The sequence below is a fragment of the Streptomyces scopuliridis genome, from assembly GCF_042790125.1.
Lineage (GTDB): Bacteria > Actinomycetota > Actinomycetes > Streptomycetales > Streptomycetaceae > Streptomyces > Streptomyces scopuliridis_A.
The window spans coordinates 213,445-231,514 of sequence record NZ_JBHTZS010000006.1; the positions used below are offsets into that span (position 1 = coordinate 213,445).

At 69.8% G+C, this 18,070-nt stretch carries 10 protein-coding genes, 3 tRNA genes and 1 pseudogene; 6 read left to right on the plus strand and 8 right to left on the minus strand.

Annotated features, from left to right (window positions below):
- Positions 1-510: 510 nt before the first annotated feature.
- Positions 511-2,400 (plus strand): tyrosine-type recombinase/integrase, encoded by a 1,890-nt coding sequence (locus ACFRKB_RS12250; RefSeq protein ID WP_383105501.1) that lies wholly within the window; start codon positions 511-513, stop codon positions 2,398-2,400.
- Between the two features lie 152 nt (positions 2,401-2,552).
- Here ACFRKB_RS12250 and ACFRKB_RS12255 read toward each other — a convergent pair.
- The 3 genes from ACFRKB_RS12255 to ACFRKB_RS12265 all read right to left on the minus strand — a co-directional run bounded on the left by ACFRKB_RS12255 (position 2,553) and on the right by ACFRKB_RS12265 (position 3,035).
- Positions 2,553-2,626 (minus strand) — tRNA-Ile (locus ACFRKB_RS12255).
- Positions 2,627-2,884: 258 nt separating this feature from the next.
- A tRNA-Asn gene (locus ACFRKB_RS12260) sits at positions 2,885-2,957 on the minus strand.
- 5 nt (positions 2,958-2,962) lie between these two features.
- Positions 2,963-3,035: transfer RNA gene (locus ACFRKB_RS12265), tRNA-Asn, on the minus strand.
- Between the two features lie 211 nt (positions 3,036-3,246).
- Here ACFRKB_RS12265 and ACFRKB_RS12270 point away from each other — a divergent pair.
- The 4 genes from ACFRKB_RS12270 to ACFRKB_RS12285 all read left to right on the plus strand — a co-directional run bounded on the left by ACFRKB_RS12270 (position 3,247) and on the right by ACFRKB_RS12285 (position 8,954).
- Positions 3,247-3,555: a YtxH domain-containing protein gene (locus ACFRKB_RS12270; RefSeq protein WP_383105503.1), complete on the plus strand. Its 309-nt coding sequence runs from the start codon at positions 3,247-3,249 to the stop codon at positions 3,553-3,555.
- A gap of 68 nt (positions 3,556-3,623) precedes the next feature.
- A complete protein-coding gene (locus ACFRKB_RS12275; RefSeq protein ID WP_383105505.1) occupies positions 3,624-5,069 on the plus strand; it encodes an FGGY family carbohydrate kinase in 1,446 nt (481 codons plus the stop codon).
- A gap of 226 nt (positions 5,070-5,295) precedes the next feature.
- On the plus strand, positions 5,296-7,029 hold the full coding sequence (locus ACFRKB_RS12280; RefSeq protein ID WP_383105506.1) for an ABC transporter ATP-binding protein: 1,734 nt from the start codon (positions 5,296-5,298) through the stop codon (positions 7,027-7,029).
- Positions 7,029-8,954 carry an ABC transporter ATP-binding protein gene (locus ACFRKB_RS12285; RefSeq protein WP_383105508.1) on the plus strand — a complete coding sequence of 642 codons (1,926 nt, stop codon included), beginning with the start codon at positions 7,029-7,031 and terminating at the stop codon, positions 8,952-8,954. The genes ACFRKB_RS12280 and ACFRKB_RS12285 overlap by 1 nt, the downstream gene beginning before the upstream one ends.
- Before the next feature lie 93 nt (positions 8,955-9,047).
- On the opposite strand, the gene ACFRKB_RS12290 is transcribed toward ACFRKB_RS12285, so the two are convergent.
- The 4 genes from ACFRKB_RS12290 to ACFRKB_RS12305 all read right to left on the minus strand — a co-directional run bounded on the left by ACFRKB_RS12290 (position 9,048) and on the right by ACFRKB_RS12305 (position 15,495).
- A complete protein-coding gene (locus ACFRKB_RS12290) occupies positions 9,048-10,238 on the minus strand; it encodes an RNA polymerase sigma factor (protein WP_383105510.1) in 1,191 nt (396 codons plus the stop codon).
- A gap of 304 nt (positions 10,239-10,542) precedes the next feature.
- Positions 10,543-12,453, minus strand: coding sequence for a DNA primase (gene dnaG / locus ACFRKB_RS12295; RefSeq protein WP_383105512.1), 1,911 nt, complete (start codon positions 12,451-12,453; stop codon positions 10,543-10,545).
- An 80-nt stretch (positions 12,454-12,533) separates the two neighbouring features.
- The gene (locus ACFRKB_RS12300) at positions 12,534-13,811 is read right to left on the minus strand and encodes an NAD(P)/FAD-dependent oxidoreductase (protein WP_383105514.1); all 1,278 of its coding nucleotides are present in this window, start codon (positions 13,809-13,811) and stop codon (positions 12,534-12,536) included.
- Between the two features lie 310 nt (positions 13,812-14,121).
- On the minus strand, positions 14,122-15,495 hold the full coding sequence (locus ACFRKB_RS12305; protein ID WP_383105516.1) for a deoxyguanosinetriphosphate triphosphohydrolase: 1,374 nt from the start codon (positions 15,493-15,495) through the stop codon (positions 14,122-14,124).
- Positions 15,496-15,676: 181 nt separating this feature from the next.
- Here ACFRKB_RS12305 and ACFRKB_RS12310 point away from each other — a divergent pair, with 181 nt between their 5' ends.
- Entirely contained in the window at positions 15,677-17,158 is a 1,482-nt protein-coding gene (locus ACFRKB_RS12310) for a peptidoglycan D,D-transpeptidase FtsI family protein (RefSeq protein WP_383105518.1), read from the plus strand.
- A 23-nt stretch (positions 17,159-17,181) separates the two neighbouring features.
- On the opposite strand, the pseudogene ACFRKB_RS12315 reads toward ACFRKB_RS12310, so the two are convergent.
- Positions 17,182-18,021, minus strand: a pseudogene (locus ACFRKB_RS12315) (sirohydrochlorin chelatase); the annotation flags it as partial.
- Positions 18,022-18,070 lie beyond the last annotated feature (49 nt).

Below are 18,070 nucleotides of genomic sequence, written 5' to 3' on the forward strand. Positions count from 1 at the left end.
CTCGAACCGACCCCTTGGCAACAGCAATTCCATCCAAGATAGGTCACATTGCTGAAGCAATCACAGACACCTCAGTGGCGCACAAACACGCCTTCTACGCTCCACTCCTATCGGCCTTGTCGACACCAAGCACCTTCCACAGGGCGACTGTCGGCACTCGCACCGTGCTCCCCAAGGGCAACGTCGCCACAGGGAACTCGTCTGCCTTGATGAGCTGGTACGCCTTGTCCCGCCCGATACCCAAGGCCCGAGCGGCGGTTGCAACATTCACGGTGGCCGGGAGAGCCAACAGCTCTTCCAGGCCCATCGCTCCTGCCGTACCCGAAGCTTCCCCAGCCGCTTCCTGAGCAGTCATGTTGTTGGTCGCATCCTCCCCCACGCCAACTTGGAAACGACTTTACAGCAGTGTCCGACAGCCCCAGCAAGATCGAAGGAGATCACGCCAGACGCGTACAGATACAGACAACACCGAGGACTGGCTGTGAGCAAAGCAACAGACCAGGGGGTCAAATGTTCGAGCCGAGCTACTACCGGCGATGCCAGTGCAAGGGACCGCTGAAGGACAAGGAGGGCAAGCCGGTCCTCGACGCCGACGGCAATCCGAAGATCGGCTCTATCGAGACGACGTGCCCCAAGCTGGGCAAGGGACACGGCACCTGGGCCTTCTACTTCGAGGCCGAACCCGGCGAGGGCGGCAAGCGCGCACGCGTGCGCCGTGGCGGCTTCACCAAGCTGGACGATGCCAAGAAGAAGGCGAAGGAGCTGTACGACGCCGCCGCGGCCGGCACCGACGTACTGTCCGACGAGAAGTGCGGAGACTTCTTCCTCCGGTGGATCAAAGCGAAGAAGTCGCTGGCCCGCACAACCCGCCACGGCTACGAGGAGCACATCAACAACTACCTGCTCCCCCACCTCGGGCACATCAAGCGACGCGACCTCAAGGTGCGTCACCTCGACAAGCTGTACGACGCGATCGAGAAAGAGAACGCCGAGCGGATTCTCCACCGCCTCCGCGTCGATCAGCTCCAGAAGGACCGCGACGAGGCACACCAAGTCTGGGTGAGGACGGCGGGTTACGCCAAGAAGGAGGAGCGCCGCACCGCCCGTCGAGCCTTCCTCGACTCGAACGCAGCACTCCGCGAGGGCAAAAAGGGGCTGCGGAAGACCACATCCGCCGCCACCATGCACCGCATCAACGACACCCTCAGCTCAGCTCTGTCCTGGGGAATCAAGCGCGAGCAAGCGTTCAGCAGGAACTGGGCACAGCTCGTGGAGCTGCCGCCGGTCACTCGACCGAAGCCGCTGGTGTGGACGCCCGAGCGCGTCGAGCACTGGAAGCGCGCCGGCGAGAAACCCGGCCCGGTCATGGTCTGGACACCACAGCTCACCGGCGAGTTCCTGGACTTCGTCATGGAGGACTGGCTCTACGAGCTGTGGCACAGCTTCATCTTCCTCGGCCCCCGCCGCGGCGAGATGGCCGCACTGCCCTGGACCGAGGTCAGCACGGACGCCCTCTGGCTGCGGATCTCCCAACAGATCGTGGAGGTCGCCTACAAGCTGTACGGCGAAGCGCCAAAAGCCGACAGCGTCCGCACCCTGTCTCTCAGCCTAGAGTCCGGCGACAACCTCGTCAGCTTCCGCGCTAAGCAGGACCAGAAGCGCCAGGAGTGGGGCACGGCCTACGTCGAGAGCGGCCGGGTGTGGACGCACGAGAACGGTGAGGGGCTGCACCCCGACTGGATATCCCGACGCTTCACGCGCCTCGTGGAGTTGTCCGGCCTACCTCCGGTCCGCCTGCACGACCTGCGACACCTCGCCGCCACCCTGTCCCTGCTCGCAGGCCACGACATCAAGGTGGTCCAGGAGAAGTTGGGGCACTCCTCGCGCCAGATCACCTCCGACACCTACACCAGCGTGCTGCCCGAGATGATGCGGGCCGAGGCCGAGTCGGTTATGGCCGTCGTTCCCCGCGACATCCCCTTCATCGTGCGCACCTCGCTGTTGATCCCCGAGACAGCCTGGCGGAACGACATCGCCGTCTTCTTCGCCCACGGGGCACGACAGTCAGGTAACACCTGGGCCGTCGGAGCACAGGCCCAACCCGACTCTGCTCTCCTCGGCATGATCACCCTGGCCGGGCGGGGCCAGGATGACGCTGCCAACGCGGCCGTGAAGTGGATACGGGATCACTGCACCACCAACGACCTGGAACTGGTACGGGTGGAGAACTTCAACGACCGCTACCCGGAGGAGCAGCGGTCGGACTTCTCGCTCACACGCTTCACGGTCGCCCGCTCGGAGTCCCCGGGCGTGGACGGCTGGGCGCTGCCCACGGGCCTGCCGCCCGCAGCCTCCCGGGCCGCCCGCCGGGCTCCGAACACCCGCCGGAAGGCTGCGTAAGGGCGCTCCTGTCCACTGAGTCGTCCCCGCGTCCACTGCGTGTCCACTGGATCTTGGTCTGAACGAATGAACGGGGGTCGCCACGCGGGAGTGGCGACCTACGTTCACCCGTTTCCCCAGTGTAGAAACGGTTCTCCTGGGAGAAGCATGCGTGGGGCGGGTGGGACTCGAACCCACGGCCGACGGATTATGAGTCCGCTGCTCTAACCGGCTGAGCTACCGCCCCTAACGGCGCGTCGCGCACATTTGTGCGCGCCGTCTGCCGCAGCATAGCCGCTCATACGATCTCCTGCCTCGGATGGTCGGCATCCTCTGACCATGAGGACTTCGCCATGCGCCGCCCGGTTCCAGGAACCGCGGAGTAGATCCGTAAGAGGTACCCGAAAAGGGGCGGGAAGCCCGGTCGGCGGAGCGCCGGGGGTGACAACGGGGGTGACAACGGGCACACGAAAAAGGACCCCGAAGGGTCCTCTTCGTGTTACCGCTCCCCCGGCTGGACTCGAACCAGCAACCCTCCGGTTAACAGCCGAATGCTCTGCCAATTGAGCTACAGGGGATCGCGCTCCCCCGACTGGACTCGAACCAGTAACCTGCCGGTTAACAGCCGGCTGCTCTGCCAATTGAGCTACAGGGGATTGCTGCGTCTGCACCGAACGTACCTACCCCGGTCCTCCCGGGCGGCGCGCGTTCGCTGCGACACATACATTAGCGCAAGCAGGGGGGTGCTTTGCCAATCGGTATCGTCCCGGGGCACGCCGGGTGATCCCGGGCCCGGACGGGGTAGGCGCAGAGCACAGACCTGTGGTCCGACGCTGATGCCGGGGACTCCGACGCCAAGAGGGAAGGGTGGCAGCCATGCGGTACCGCCTCACATTCATCGCGGGACTGGCTTGCGGATATGTCCTGGGGACCCGCGCCGGCCGTGAGCGTTACGAGCAGCTCAAGAAATCGGCCCGGCAGGTGGCGCAGAACCCGGCGGTGCGCAACGCGGCCGAGTCCGCCGCGCAGACCGGCCGCGAGGTCGCGGGCAAGGCGTACCACTCGGTGAACGGCCTGGTCGGTGACAAACTGCCCGACTCCGTGGCCCACCGTGTGCGCTCCCTGCGTGAGCGGAGCCAGAACGGCCAGGACGACTGGGGTACGAGCAATACCTGACCCTGATCAGGACACCCGGGCGTCCCGGCAGCGCGCCTTGTGCCGCGCGTGCGGCAGAATCGGGTGGCATGGGAATAGTCGCCGGGTTGGACAGTTCGTCCGGGTTCACACGCGTCGTCGTCTGCGACGCGGACACAGGTGCCGTACTGCGGCAGGGGTACGCGGCCCATCCGGTCGAGCCCAAAGCCACCGAGGTCGATCCGCAGGCCTGGCTGCTCTCCCTCGGCGAGGCCGCGTCCGGCGGGCTGCTGGAGGGTGTGCAGGCCATCGGGGTCGCGGCGCAGCAGCACGGCATGGTGGCGCTGGACCGGCAGGGCAGCCCCGTACGGCCCGCGCTGGTCGGCAATGACAAGCGCGCGCAGGTCGCCGCCGCCGATCTGGTCGACGCGCTGGGCGGGCGGCACGCCTGGGCCGAGGCCGTCGGGTCCGTACCGCAGTCGAGTCAGGTCGTGGCCAAGCTGCGCTGGCTGGCGCGGACCGAGCCCGAGGCGGCGCAGCGCACCGCGCTGGTGCTCCAGCCGCACGACTGGCTGGTCTGGCAGCTGCTGGGGCGCCCGGCGCGCAGGACGACCGACCGGGGCGGGGCCTCCGGGACCGGCTACTGGTGCGCGCGTACGGGGACGTACCGGCCGGATCTGGTGGAGCTGGCGCTCGGGCACCAGGCCGCGCTGCCCGAGGTGCTCGGTCCCGCGGACGCCGCCGGGACCACGCCCGAGGGGCTGCTGATCTCGGCGGGGACGGGCGAGACGATGGCCGCCGCGTTCGGGCTCGGTGTCGCGGTCGGGGACGCCGTGGTGTCGCTGGGGGCGTCGGGGTCGGTGATGGCCGTCCATCACGAGGCGGCGGCCGACCCGTCCGGAATGATCACTTCCTTCGCGGACGCCACCGGGATGCATCTGCCCGTCGTGCACACGCTGAACGCCGTCAGGGCGCTGCGCGGTACGGCCGAGCTGCTGGGCACGGCGGAGCTGGCCGAGCTGTCCGAGCTCGCGCTGAAGTCCACGCCGGGCTCCTCGGGGCTGGTGTTCCTGCCGTATCTGGAGGGCGAGCGGACCCCGCAGCTGCCGCACACGGCGGGCACGCTGACCGGGCTGCGGCGCGAGTCGATGAAGCCGGAGCATCTGGCGCGGGCCGCGTTCGAGGGGATGCTCTGCTCGCTCGCCGACGCGATGGACGTGCTGCGCGGTCGGGGGGTGGAGGTACGGCGGGTGTTCCTGCTGGGCGCCGCCGCCGAGCTGCCCGCCGTACAGGCCCTGGCTCCGGCGATCTTCGGGGCGCAGGTCGTCGTACCGCAGCCCGCCGACTACACGGCGATCGGCGCGGCGCGGCAGGCTGCCTGGGCGCTCGGGGTCTCGCAGGGGTCGCTCTCCCCGCACAACCCGCCCGCCTGGCAGGGCGCGGCGGCGCAGGTCTTCGAGCCGGGTGAGGACGCGGCCGTGGGCTCGGCGGTGCGGCAGCAGTACACGGCGACGCGGGAGCAGATCCACCCCGGGGCGTTCGGGCACGGGGGCTGAGCGGGCCGGAGGCCGGGGGCCGGGCGGGACGCACCGGCGGGCCGGCGGGGGTCCGGGCCGGTGGGGTGGAGAGCGACGCGGCGCTCCGGGGCGGCCGTGGCGCGCTCCCGTTCTTGACCCGTCCTTGGACATAAACCCGTGGGGCTCCGCGGGGGCTGTACCGCAAGATGGGGGCTGATCCCCGTTCTCGCGACCTTCCTGCCGAGCCGACCCCGAGAGACTGCGCGTGCTGCTACGACTTCTGCGAGCCCATCTCGCCCCCTACAAGAGACCCATAGCCCTGCTGGTGGCGCTCCAGCTGTTGCAGACGTGCGCCACCCTCTATCTGCCCACCCTCAACGCCGACATCATCGACAACGGTGTCGTGAAGGGGGACTCGGGCTACATCCTGGAGTTCGGCGGCATCATGATCGCCGTCAGCGTCGTCCAGGTGCTCTGCAACATCGGCGCCGTGTACTACGGCGCGCGGACCGCCTCCGCCCTCGGCCGGGATGTGCGGGCCGCCATCTTCGGGCGGGTGCAGAGCTTCTCCGCCCGTGAGGTGGGTCACTTCGGCGCCCCGTCGCTGATCACCCGCACCACCAATGACGTCCAGCAGGTCCAGATGCTGGTCCTGATGTCGTTCACGCTGATGGTGTCCGCGCCGATCATGTGTATCGGCGGCATCGTCCTGGCGCTCGGCCAGGACATCCCGCTGTCGTCCGTGCTGCTGGCGGTCGTGCCGCTGCTCGGGATCTCCGTGGGCCTCATCGTCAGGAAGATGCGGCCGCTCTTCCGGACCATGCAGACCCGGCTGGACACGGTGAACCGGGTGCTGCGCGAGCAGATCACCGGTAACCGCGTGATCAGGGCCTTCGTACGGGACGACTACGAGAAGGGGCGCTTCAAGGGCGCCAACACCGAGCTGACCGATGTCGCGCTGTCGACCGGCCGGCTGATGGCGCTGATGTTCCCGACCGTGATGACGGTCGTGAATCTGTCGTCCGTCGCCGTCGTCTGGTTCGGCGCGCACCGGATCGACAGCGGCGGGATGGAGATCGGCGCGCTGACCGCGTTCCTCGCCTATCTGATGCAGATCGTGATGGCGGTGATGATGGCCACCTTCATGTTCATGATGGTGCCGCGCGCCGAGGTGTGCGCCGAGCGCATAGAGGAAGTGCTCGACACGAGTTCGAGCGTCGTACCGCCGGAGAACCCCGTGCGGGAGCTGCGTCGGCACGGGCATCTGGAGGTGCGTGGCGCGGAGTTCCGTTTCCCCGGCGCCGAGGAGCCCGTCCTGCGCGAGGTGTCGCTGGTGGCGCGGCCCGGTGAGACGACCGCGGTCATCGGGTCGACGGGCAGCGGGAAGTCGACGCTGCTCGGGCTCATACCGCGGCTGTTCGACGCGACCGGCGGGGAGGTGCTGGTCGACGGCCAGGATGTGCGCGAGCTGGATCCGGTGCTGCTGGCGAAGACCGTGAGTCTCGTACCGCAGAAGCCGTATCTCTTCTCCGGGACGGTGGCGACGAATCTGCGGTACGGCAATCCGGACGCCACCGACGAGGAGTTGTGGCACGCGCTGGGGGTCGCTCAGGCGAGGGAGTTCGTCGCCGCCCTGGAGGGCGGGCTCAACGCGCCGATCGCGCAGGGCGGTACGAATGTCTCCGGCGGGCAGCGGCAGCGGCTCGCGATCGCGCGGACGCTGGTGCAGCGGCCGGAGATCTATCTGTTCGACGACTCCTTCTCGGCGCTGGACTACGCGACGGACGCGGCGCTGCGCGGCGCGCTGGCGCGGGAGACCGCGGAGGCGACCGTCGTGATCGTCGCCCAGCGGGTCTCCACCATCCGGGACGCCGACCGCATAGTGGTGCTCGACGAGGGGCGGATCGTGGGGTCGGGCCGGCATCACGAACTGATGGCGGAGAACGAGACATACCGGGAGATCGTGCTCTCCCAGCTGACCGAGGCGGAGGCTGCCTGATGAGCGGTCCAGGCGGACGCATGATGATGGCGGGCCCGACGCAGCGGTCCCTGGACTTCAAGGGGTCGGGCAAGCGGCTGCTGAGGCTGCTGGCCGTGGAGCGGGTCACCCTGTGGTGGATGTTCGCGGCCGGTGTGGTGAGCGTGGCGCTGTCGGTCGTGGGACCGAAGATCCTCGGCCAGGCGACGGACCTCATCTTCGCGGGGGTCGTCGGCCGGCAGACCCCCGGCGGGGTCAGCAAGGCGCAGACCATCGAGGGGCTGCGCGCCAAGGGCGACGACGGACTGGCCGATCTGCTCTCCGGAGTGGACTTCGTCCCGGGCCAGGGCATCGACTTCGGCGCCGTGGGCGAGGTCCTGCTGATCGTGCTGGTGGTCTATGTCGCCGCCGGGCTGCTGATGCTGGTGTCGACGCGGCTGTCCATCCGGGTCATCAACCACACGGTGTACCGGATGCGGGAGGACATCCAGGCGAAGCTGTCGCGGCTGCCGCTGTCGTACTTCGACCAGCAGCCGCGCGGTGAGGTGCTGAGCCGGGCGACGAACGACATCGACAACATCTCGCAGACCATGCAGCAGACGATGGGGCAGCTGATCAACTCGCTGCTGACGATCATCGGTGTGCTGGTGATGATGTTCTGGATCTCGCCGCTGCTGGCGCTGGTCGCGCTGGTGACGGTCCCGCTGTCGGTACTGGTGGCGGCGAAGGTCGGCAAGCGGTCGCAGCCGCAGTTCGTCCAGCAGTGGAAGGTCACCGGCACGCTGAACGCGCATATCGAGGAGATGTACACCGGGCACGCCCTGGTGAAGGTCTTCGGGCGGCAGAACGAGTCGGCCGAGGCGTTCCGCGAGCAGAACGACCAGCTCTACGAGGCGGGTTTCAAGGCGCAGTTCAACAGCGGGATCATGCAGCCGCTGATGCTCTTCGTCTCCAATCTGAACTATGTGCTGGTCGCGGTCGTCGGCGGGCTGCGGGTCGCCTCGGGCACGCTCTCGATCGGTGATGTGCAGGCGTTCATCCAGTACTCGCGGCAGTTCTCGATGCCGCTGACGCAGGTCGCGTCGATGGCCAATCTGGTGCAGTCGGGTGTCGCCTCCGCCGAGCGCATCTTCGAACTGCTGGACGCGGAGGAGCAGGAGGCCGACGCCCCGGCGGTCGAGCGGCTGCGTGAGCCGCAGGGCCGGGTCGCGCTGGAGCATGTGTCGTTCCGGTACGAGCCCGAGAAGCCGCTGATCGACGATCTGTCGCTCTCGGTGGACCCGGGACAGACGGTCGCGATCGTCGGACCGACGGGCGCCGGCAAGACCACGCTGGTCAATCTGCTGATGCGGTTCTACGAGGTCACGGGCGGCCGGATCACGCTGGACGGTACGGACGTGGCGCGGATGTCACGTGCGGAACTGCGGTCCGGGATAGGCATGGTCCTCCAGGACACCTGGCTGTTCGGTGGCACGATCGCGGACAACATCGCGTACGGCGCGTCGCGCGAGGTGACCCGCGAGGAGATCGAGGAGGCGGCGCGGGCGGCCCACGCCGACCGGTTCATCCGTACGCTCCCCGAGGGTTACGACACCGTGATCGACGACGAGGGGTCGGGGGTCAGCGCGGGCGAGAAGCAACTGATCACCATCGCGCGGGCGTTCCTGTCCGATCCGGTGATCCTGGTGCTGGACGAGGCGACCAGTTCGGTGGACACCCGGACCGAGGTGCTGATCCAGAAGGCGATGGCGCGGCTGGCCCACGGTCGTACGAGCTTTGTGATCGCGCACCGGCTCTCCACGATCCGGGACGCGGACGTGATCCTGGTGATGGAGAACGGCGCGATCGTCGAACAGGGCACGCACGACGAGCTGCTGGCCGCGGAGGGGGCGTACGCGCGGCTGTACGCGGCCCAGTTCGCCCAGGCGGTCGCCGAAGTGGACTGACCGGCAGGGCCGGTGGGTCCCGGTCATGGGCCCCGGTCGCGGGCGCCGCGTCCGTATCCGCCGTCGGGTGGGTACGGGCGCGGCGCCCTTGGCTCAGTCCAGGTAGCCGCGGAGCTGGTCGGCGTAGGCGTGGTCGCGGAGTTTGCCGAGCGTCTTGGACTCGATCTGGCGGATGCGTTCGCGGGTCACGCCGAAGATCCGGCCGATCTCCTCCAGGGTGCGGGGCCGGCCGTCGGCCAGTCCGTACCGCAGCTGGACAACCTTGCGTTCACGCTCGCCGAGGGTGGAGAGAACGGCGTCCAGATGCTGGCGCAGCAGCAGGAAGGCGGCCGATTCGACGGGGGACGCGGCGTCGCCGTCCTCGATCAGATCGCCGAGCGCGACATCGTCCTCCTCCCCCACCGGCGCGTGCAGGGAGACCGGCTCCAGCGAGAGCCGGAGCACCTCCCTGACCCGGTCGGGGGCCAGCTCCAGCTGGGCGCCCACCTCTTCGGGGGTCGGCTCGTAGCCGCGCTCCTGGAGCAGTCTGCGCTGGACGCGTACGACGCGGTTGATCAGCTCGACCACATGGACCGGGACGCGAATGGTGCGGGCCTGGTCGGCGAGGGCCCGGGACATCGCCTGGCGGATCCACCAGGTCGCGTACGTCGAGAACTTGTAGCCGCGGGCGTAGTCGAACTTCTCGACTGCCCTGATCAGGCCGAGATTTCCCTCCTGGACGAGATCGAGCATGGTCAGTCCGCGGCCGACGTAGCGCTTGGCCACGGAGACGACCAGCCGCAGATTGGCCTCGATGAGACGGCGTTTGGCCATCCGCCCCAGCACGACCAGCCGGTCGAGGTCCAGGGCCAGCTGGGAGTCCAGATCGGGGGTGGTGCCGAGCTTCTCCTCGGCGAAGAGGCCGGCTTCGACCCGGCGGGCCAGGTCCACCTCGTCGAGTGCGGTGAGCAGCGGTATCCGCCCGATCTCGCGCAGATACTGGCGGAAGAGATCGGAGGAGGGTCCGCCGGTGTCGGCACGGCTGCCCGGCCGGCCCGTGGGCTCGGGCACGAGGGGCACCTCCACGGGGTGCTCGGTCAGCGGCTCCTCGACGGTCTCCGGAGGTCCTGCCTCCGCTTCCGGTGCGGCCGCCGTCTCGGGGTGGTGCGCGGCGCGGCTCTGCGCGGGGACGCCGGGCGCGAGGCCGGCCGGGGGCGCGGCGGCCGGGGCGTGCGCTGGCGCTGGCGCTGGCGCTGGCGGGGGCGCGGCTAACGTCTCGGTGAGGGTCTGGATCTGGGTCTGCACGGGGGGCGACCTCCAGGTGATCGCTGCCGGTTCGGGGCGGGGGCGTACGGCAGCGGGACGAGGACGGCCGGGCCGCCTTCCGTCCCGTACACACGATGAGCGGATCCGCGGGGGTGAGGCGCCCACCGTCGGTAGGCCGGCCGCGCTCCGGTGAACTCAGGCACCGCACCCCAGTGTGGGGTACGACATATCGCTGCCACGAGGGGCGTGCGGTGACTTTTTGCGCCCTGTACGTAACCGGGCCGTTACCGCACGGAGCCCGGAGGGCGTCGCCGGGCAGGCGGGACTACTTTGAAGACAGGCCTTAGAGGGCGGCGGCGCCGTCGTTGCGCAGCGACTGGCCGTACTGCTGAAGCACCCACAGTTCCTTCTGGACGGCCGCGTAATGGTCCGGATCGGACTGCGTGCCCAGCCGGGTCAACGTGCTGGTCACATCGCGGACGCGGCGGTCGACGGCGCGCAGTCTGACCTGGACGAGCTGCTGGCCCGCGTAGACCTCGTCGATCGTCTTCCCGTGGAAGACCTCCACCGCCAGCTCGGTGACCATGGCGCGCACCGCGTCGTCCGGCGCGGCCTCGCGAACCCTGGCCAGATACTCGGGGGCGGACTCCAGGCCCTGTTCCGCGCCGCCCGCGTCCTCTATGGCGCGGCGTACGGCGGCGTACGGCGGGGCCGTGAACTCGTCCTCGCCGTAGGCGTCGAAGGCCGGGGAGACCAGCTCGGGCCGCTGGAGAGCGAGCTTCAGCAGCTCGCGCTCGGTGCGGTGGGCGGGGCTGCGGAGGTTGAGCGCGGGGCCGGTGGGGCCCTGCGGGGCCGGCGCGCCGTACGACTGCGACTGCTGCGAGCGGCGCTCCGGGGCGGACGCCGGGCCCCGGCCGCCGCGGTCGCGCGCCCAGCGCGCCATCTGCGCCACGCGCTTGACCACGAACTGGGTGTCGAGGATGCCGAGGATCCCGGCGAGCTGGACCGCGACCTCGTGCTGCGAGGAGCCGTTCTTGATCCGCGCGACGATCGGCGCCGCCTCGTCCAGCGCCGCCGCCCGGCCCGCCGGAGTCTCCAGGTCGTACCGGGAGACGATCTGGCGGATCGCGAACTCGAAGAGCGGCGTGCGCGGCTGGACCAGGTCCTGGACGGCCTCGTCGCCCTTGGCGAGCCGCAGCTCGCACGGGTCCATCCCCTCGGGGGCGATGGCGATATAGGTCTCGGCGGCGAACTTCTGGTCGTCCTCGAAGGCGCGCAGCGCGGCCTTCTGGCCCGCCGCGTCCCCGTCGAAGGTGAAGATCACGCGCGCGCTGCCGTTGTCCATCAGCAGCCGCCGGAGGATCTTGATGTGGTCGCCGCCGAACGCCGTACCGCATGTGGCGATGGCGGTGGTGACCCCGGCCAGATGACAGGCCATCACATCGGTGTACCCCTCGACGACCACGGCCCGGCTGGCCTTGGCGATGTCCTTCTTCGCCAGGTCGACGCCGTACAGCACCTGGGACTTCTTGTAGATCGACGTCTCGGGGGTGTTGAGGTACTTCGGGCCGTTGTCGTCCTCGCGCAGCTTGCGCGCGCCGAAGCCGACCACCTCGCCGGAGATGTCGCGGATGGGCCACATCAGCCGGCCGCGGAAGCGGTCGATGGGACCGCGGCGGCCGTCCTGGGAGAGGCCGGAGAGCAGCAGCTCCTTGTCGGTGAAGCCCTTGCCGCGCAGAAAACGGGTGAGATGGTCCCAGCCGGCAGGGCTGTAACCGACCCCGAAATGCTCAGCGGCGGCCTGGTCGAAGCCGCGCTCCGCCAGGAACTTCCGGCCGGTCTCGGCCTCGGGGCCGGACAGCTGGTCGACATAGAACTCGGCGGCGATCTTGTGCGCCTCCACCAGGCGGGTGCGCTCGCCGCGCTGGCTCGCCGGGTTGTATCCGCCCTCTTCGTAGCGGAGGGTGATGCCCGCCTTGGCGGCGAGCCGCTCGACCGTCTCGGAGAAGGAGAGATGGTCGATCTTCATCACGAAGGCGATGGTGTCCCCGCCCTCCTGGCAGCCGAAGCAGTGGAAGAGACCCTTGCTCGGACTGACCTGGAAGGAGGGGGACTTCTCGTCGTGGAACGGGCAGAGCCCCTTGAGGTTGCCACCGCCCGCGCTGCGCAGCTGGAGGTAGTCGGACACGACGGCGTCGATCGGGACCGCGTCCCGAACCGCCTTCACGTCGTCATCGTTGATCCTGCCGGCCACGCGTGAATTCTACGGGGGCGTACTGACACCCACGGACCGTCCAGTACGCGGCGGGGGTCACCGCGGGGGTCCGGACCAGGTCAGACGGGCAGCGAGCCGAGCGGGACACCCGGGTCGGCGAGGGCGTCCAGATCCTGCCGGGCACCAGAACGGATGAGGCGCTGGATGTCCTCGGTGACGTCCCACACGTTGACGTTCATGCCGGCGAGCACCCTGCGGTCCTTCAGCCAGAACGCGCAGAACTCCCTCTTTCCGGCGTCGCCCCGCACGACCACCTGGTCGTACGAGCCGGGCGGGGCCCAGCCGGAGTACTCCATGCCGAGGTCGTACTGATCGGAGAAGAAGTACGGGATCCGGTCGTAGACGACGTCCTCGCCGAGCATGGCGCGGGCGGCGGCCGGGCCGCCGTTGAGGGCGTTGGCCCAGTGCTCGACGCGTACCCGGTCGGTGGCGAGCATGGCGCCCCAGCCGGAGACGGGGAAGGCGGCCACGTCGCCGGCCGCGAAGATATCGGGGTCGGAGGTGCGCAGCGCCGCGTCCACGGCGATGCCGCCGCCGTCCGCGCGGTCGGCGAGAGCGAGCCCGGCGGCCTCGGCGAGGGCCGTGCGCGGGGCGGCGCCGATCGCGGCGAGCACGTCATGGGCGGGGTGTTCCTCGCCGTCGTCCGTGCGGGCCGAGAGGACCATGCCGTCCTGTCCGGTGATTTCGGTGAGCCGGACGCCGAAGCGGAACCGTACGCCGTGCTCCTGGTGCAGATCGGTGAAGAGCTGGCCCAGCTCGGGGCCGATGACCCGCAGGAGCGGGGTCTCCTCGTTCTCGATGATGGTGACCTCGGCGCCGTAACCGCGGGCCGCCGCCGCGACCTCCAGGCCGATCCAGCCCGCGCCGGCGATCACCAGCTGGCCGTTGTCCCGGCCGAGGGCGGCGAGCACCTGGCGCAGCCGGTCGGAGTGCGCGAGGCGGCGCAGATGGTGGACGCCCGCCAGGTCCGTGCCGGGGATGTCGAGGCGGCGCGGTTCCGCGCCGGTGGCCAGGAGCAGCTTGTCGTACCGTACGGAGGCGCCGTCGCCGAGATGTACGCACCGGGTGTCCCGGTCGATGGAGGTGACGGTCTGGCCGAGATGCAGCTCCACCTGGGCCTGGGCGTACCAGGCGGGCTCGTGCACGAAGACGCTGTCCCGCTCCTCGGAACCGGTCAGATAGCCCTTGGACAGCGGCGGGCGTTCATAGGGATGGTCGCGCTCGTCACCGATGAGGATCACCCGGCCGGTGAACCCTTCCGCACGGAGGGTTTCCGCCGCCTTGGCCCCGGCGAGTCCACCGCCGACGATGACAAATGTCCGATGTGCGTCGACCACTTGATGCCTCCTCTTCGCGCTGCCGCCATCTGCGAGCGTCCCGCACGGAGCGTGATGGCGAAAGAGGGAGCGCTCCATGGGCATGTCTCACTGCTGTGATCCGGCTACTCTCCTGCAACCGATGATCAGGAGCCGTGAGGCATGAGGGGCGCATGTCACCCCTTCATCGCACCACCTTCATCGGAGCACCACCCATTGGATCATCCGCGGGTGCGCGTGGGCCGCACATGTGCGCGGTGGTCGCTCGGCGATGTCAGGGGCGCCGGGCGGTGTCAAGGGCGCCGTGCGGTGTCAGAGGCGTTCGGCGGTGTCAGGGCGGTGAGGGGCGGCGGCCGGTGAGTCCGGCGTGCAGGGAGCGGGCCGCCGCGTCGGTGAGTGACGCGATCTGGTCGACGATGACGCGTTTACGGGCCCGGTCGTCGCGGGCGGCCTCGAACAGCGCGCGGAACTGCGGATCGAGCCCCTCGGGGGCGCGGGCCGTGAGCGCGCCCGCCAGTTCGGCCAGCAGGATCCGCTGGTCGGCGCGGAGAACTTCCTGTTCGGCGCGTTGCATGACATAGCGGTCGGCGACGGCCTTGAGGACCGCGCACTCGTGCCGGGCCTCGCGCGGGACGACCAGCTGGGCGGCGTACCGGGTGAGCGGGCCCGTACCGTACGCCCGGCGAGTGGCGCCCTCGGCGGCTTCGCAGAACCGGCCGATGAGCTGGCTGGTGGCGTCTTTCAGCCAGGACTGCGCGACGGCGGATCCGTCGTACGAGTGCGGCCACCACTCCTGCGCCATCAGCCGGTCGAGCGCGGCGGCCAGCTCCTGCGGGTCCGTGCCGGCGGGTACGTAGCGGCCGATGGCCACCGTCCAGATCGCGTTCCGCTCGGAGACGGAGGTGAGCGCGGCGGGGTCGACGTACCCCGCGTGCAGCCCGTCCTCGAAGTCATGGACGCTGTAGGCCACATCGTCGGACCAGTCCATGACCTGTGCCTCGAAGCAGATACGGTCCGTCGGCGCGCCCTCGCGGACCCAGCTGAACACCGGCAGATCGTCCTCGTACACACCGAATTTCGCCGAGCCCGGCTCGGTGGGGTGTGCGCCGCGCGGCCAGGGGTATTTGGTGGCGGCGTCCAGGGCGGCCCGGGTGAGGTTGAGGCCGACGCTGACCAGGGTGCCACTGCCCGGGTCACCTGACGCCGGCGCGTGGGTGGCCGGGGTCACCGTTTCGTACCGTACGAAACGTTTGGGCTCGATACGCGTCAGAAGGCGCAGCGACTGGGCGTTGCCCTCGAAACCGCCGCAGTCGGCGGCGAAGTCGTTGAGCGCCTGCTCGCCGTTGTGGCCGAAGGGCGGGTGGCCCATGTCATGGGAGAGACACGCGGCCTCGACGAGATCCGGGTCACAGCCGAGCGCCGCGCCGAGCTCGCGGCCTACCTGGGCGCACTCCAGGGAGTGGGTCAGCCGCGTACGGGGGCTGGCGTCCCACTCCTGGCTGCGGGATCCGGGGGTCACCACCTGGGTCTTGCCCGCGAGCCTGCGCAACGCGGAGGAGTGCAGCACGCGCGCGCGGTCGCGCTGGAACGCGGTGCGGCCCGGCCGTTTGTCGGGTTCGCGTGCCCAGCGTTCGGTGGCCGCGCCGTCGTACCCGTGCGCCGGTTCCGGGGGGTGCGGGGTGGTGCTGTCGGTGGTGCCTGCCATGCACCGAAGGTAACCGGCGCGGGTGACAGGCGCGGGCTCCCGGCGCGGCTCCCGAGGCGGGCGTCGCCGACTCGCCGGAACCGCTGGGCGATACCTCGCATCTTTACCAGGAAGATCGAAAGTGTGACCACGTGCGCATGCGTGGAGGTGACCGCGTGGGTGCGCGGGAGAGGAGAGCTCGATGAACAAGCCACTGAGGCGTATCGCCATCTTCTGCGGGGTGCTCGTACTCGCCCTGCTGGTGCGGGCCAACTGGCTCCAGTTCATCGAGAGCGAGAGCCTCGCCAACCACGAGAACAACCGCCGGGTGAAGATCGCCCAGTTCTCGCAGCCGCGCGGGGACATCATCGTGGGAGACCGGCCGGTCACCGGGTCGAAGAAGGTCACCGACGCGGAGTTCGCCTACCGCCGGACCTTCACCGACGGACCGATGTACGCCCCGGTCACCGGCTACGCCTCGCAGTCCCAGGGCATGTCCCTGCTGGAAAATACGTACGACAAGGTGCTGAGCGGACAGGACGACCGGTTCGCCATCGGGCGCGCCCTGGATGTCCTGACCGGCGAGAAACCGCGCGGCGGTGATGTGATCACCACCATCGACCCGAAGGCGCAGAAGGCCGCCTACAAGGGGCTGACCGACCTCGACGCCCGGGGCGCGGTCGTGGCCCTCGATCCACGGACCGGCAGAGTCCTCTCGCTCGTCTCCACGCCCTCCTACGACCCGTCCGTCTTCGCGGGGCTGTCCTTCAAGGAGGGCGACAAGTTCAAGGCGCTCGACGACGACAAGAGCAAGCCGCTGGCCAACCGGGCGCTGCGGGAGACGTATCCGCCCGGCTCCACGTTCAAGATCCTCACGGCCGCCGCGGCTCTGGAGCACGGCGTGATCTCGGACATCGACGCCCCGTCCGACGCGGAATCCCCGTATCCCCTGCCGCTCTCCACCAACAAGATCGGCAGTGAGGCGGGCGACGAGGTGTGCGACAAGGCCTCGCTGAAGACCGCCATGCAGTACTCCTGCAACAACGTCTTCCTCGACGCGGCGTCCAAGGTCGGCGCGGACAAGATGCGGGAGACGGCCGAGAAGTTCGGGTTCAACGCCGATGTGTACGCGGAGGACTTCGGGGACATGCTGGCCACCAAGAGCCTCTACCCCGACAAGCTGGACCGGCCCGGGACCGCGCTGACGGGCATGGGGCAGGGCAGTCTCACCAGCACGCCGATGCAGATGGCCATGGTGACCGCCGCCCTCGCCAACGGCGGCAAGCTGATGCAGCCCTACATCGTCGAGGAGCTGCGCGGCCCCGATCTCTCCACCCTGGAGAAGCGCGAGCCCGCGGTCAAGAGCCAGGCCGTCTCCGAGGAAACCGCGGAACAGGTGCGGGAGATGATGGAGTTCACTGCCGAGGAGGGCAGCGCGAAGAGGGCGCTGATCGACGGTGTCACGGTCGGCGGGAAGACCGGCACCGCGCAGCGCGGGGTCGATGTGAGCCAGGAGGTGCCGTACGGCTGGTTCGTCTCCTACGGCCAGAAGGGCGATGCCTCCGTGGCGGTCGCGGTCTTCATCGACCCCACGGACATGGACATCTCCCGGGAGGACATCTCCGGCGGCAGGCTCGGCGCTCCCATCGCGAAGAGCGTCATGAAGGCCGTACTCGACGGCTGAACCCCGCTCTCCTCCGGGCTCCCCGGGCGCGGTGCCGTCCGGGGAGCCGCCAGGGCCTCGTCGTAGCGGTGGAGCAGCAGCCGGGCCATCGCCGGGTGCGCGCCGAGCGGGGCGGCGGCGATCCGGGGCGCGGCGATCCGGGGCGCGGCGACGATCCCGGAACCGGCGGCGGCGCGGGTGGCGAAGTAGCCGGGCGCGGTGAAGTACGAGGCGATCGCGGTGCGGTGGCGGCCCCGGGCGGCGAGGGCGCGCAAAGCCTCGGGGACGGTGGGCGAGGCGGCGGACGCGTACGCGGGGACGACGGGCACCCCGCCGAGACGCTCGCTGAGCATCACGGCCGTACGGCGGGTGTCCGCCGCTGATTCGGGGTCGCGCGATCCGGCGGCGGCCAGGACGATCCCGGCGTTGTGGCCGGTCGGGTCGGTGCCCCGGCCCGGGTGTCCCCCGGCTCCCCGGCGCGTCCGGTCCCCCAGGTCCGTGGGCCAGCCGGCCTCGACGAGCCGCGCGTACAGCGCCTCGACCAGCAGCGGGTGCGGTCCGAGCGGGGCGGCGACGCGGGTGCGCAGACGGGGCGCGGCGGCGGCGAACGCGGGCAGATCGCGCTTGATGTGCACACCACGGGCCAGGAGAAGCGGTACGAGGACGGCCCGGCCGGCGCCGAGGGCGGCGAGGGTGTCGGGCAGCCGCGGTTCGTTGAGCTCGATGTGGCCGAGCCGTACGTCGAGACCGGGGCGCAGCGCGCGGACGCGGTCCAGGAGCGCCGTGATGGTGCGCAGGGCGCGCGGGTCGCGGCTGCCGTGGGCGACGACGACGAGGGTGGGCGTGTGCGGGGGTGACACGCGGTGGTGTGCCGGCTCCGTCATGAACCGATCGTGGCCGGTCCTGGTTGCCGGGTCGTTGCGCGGTGATGTC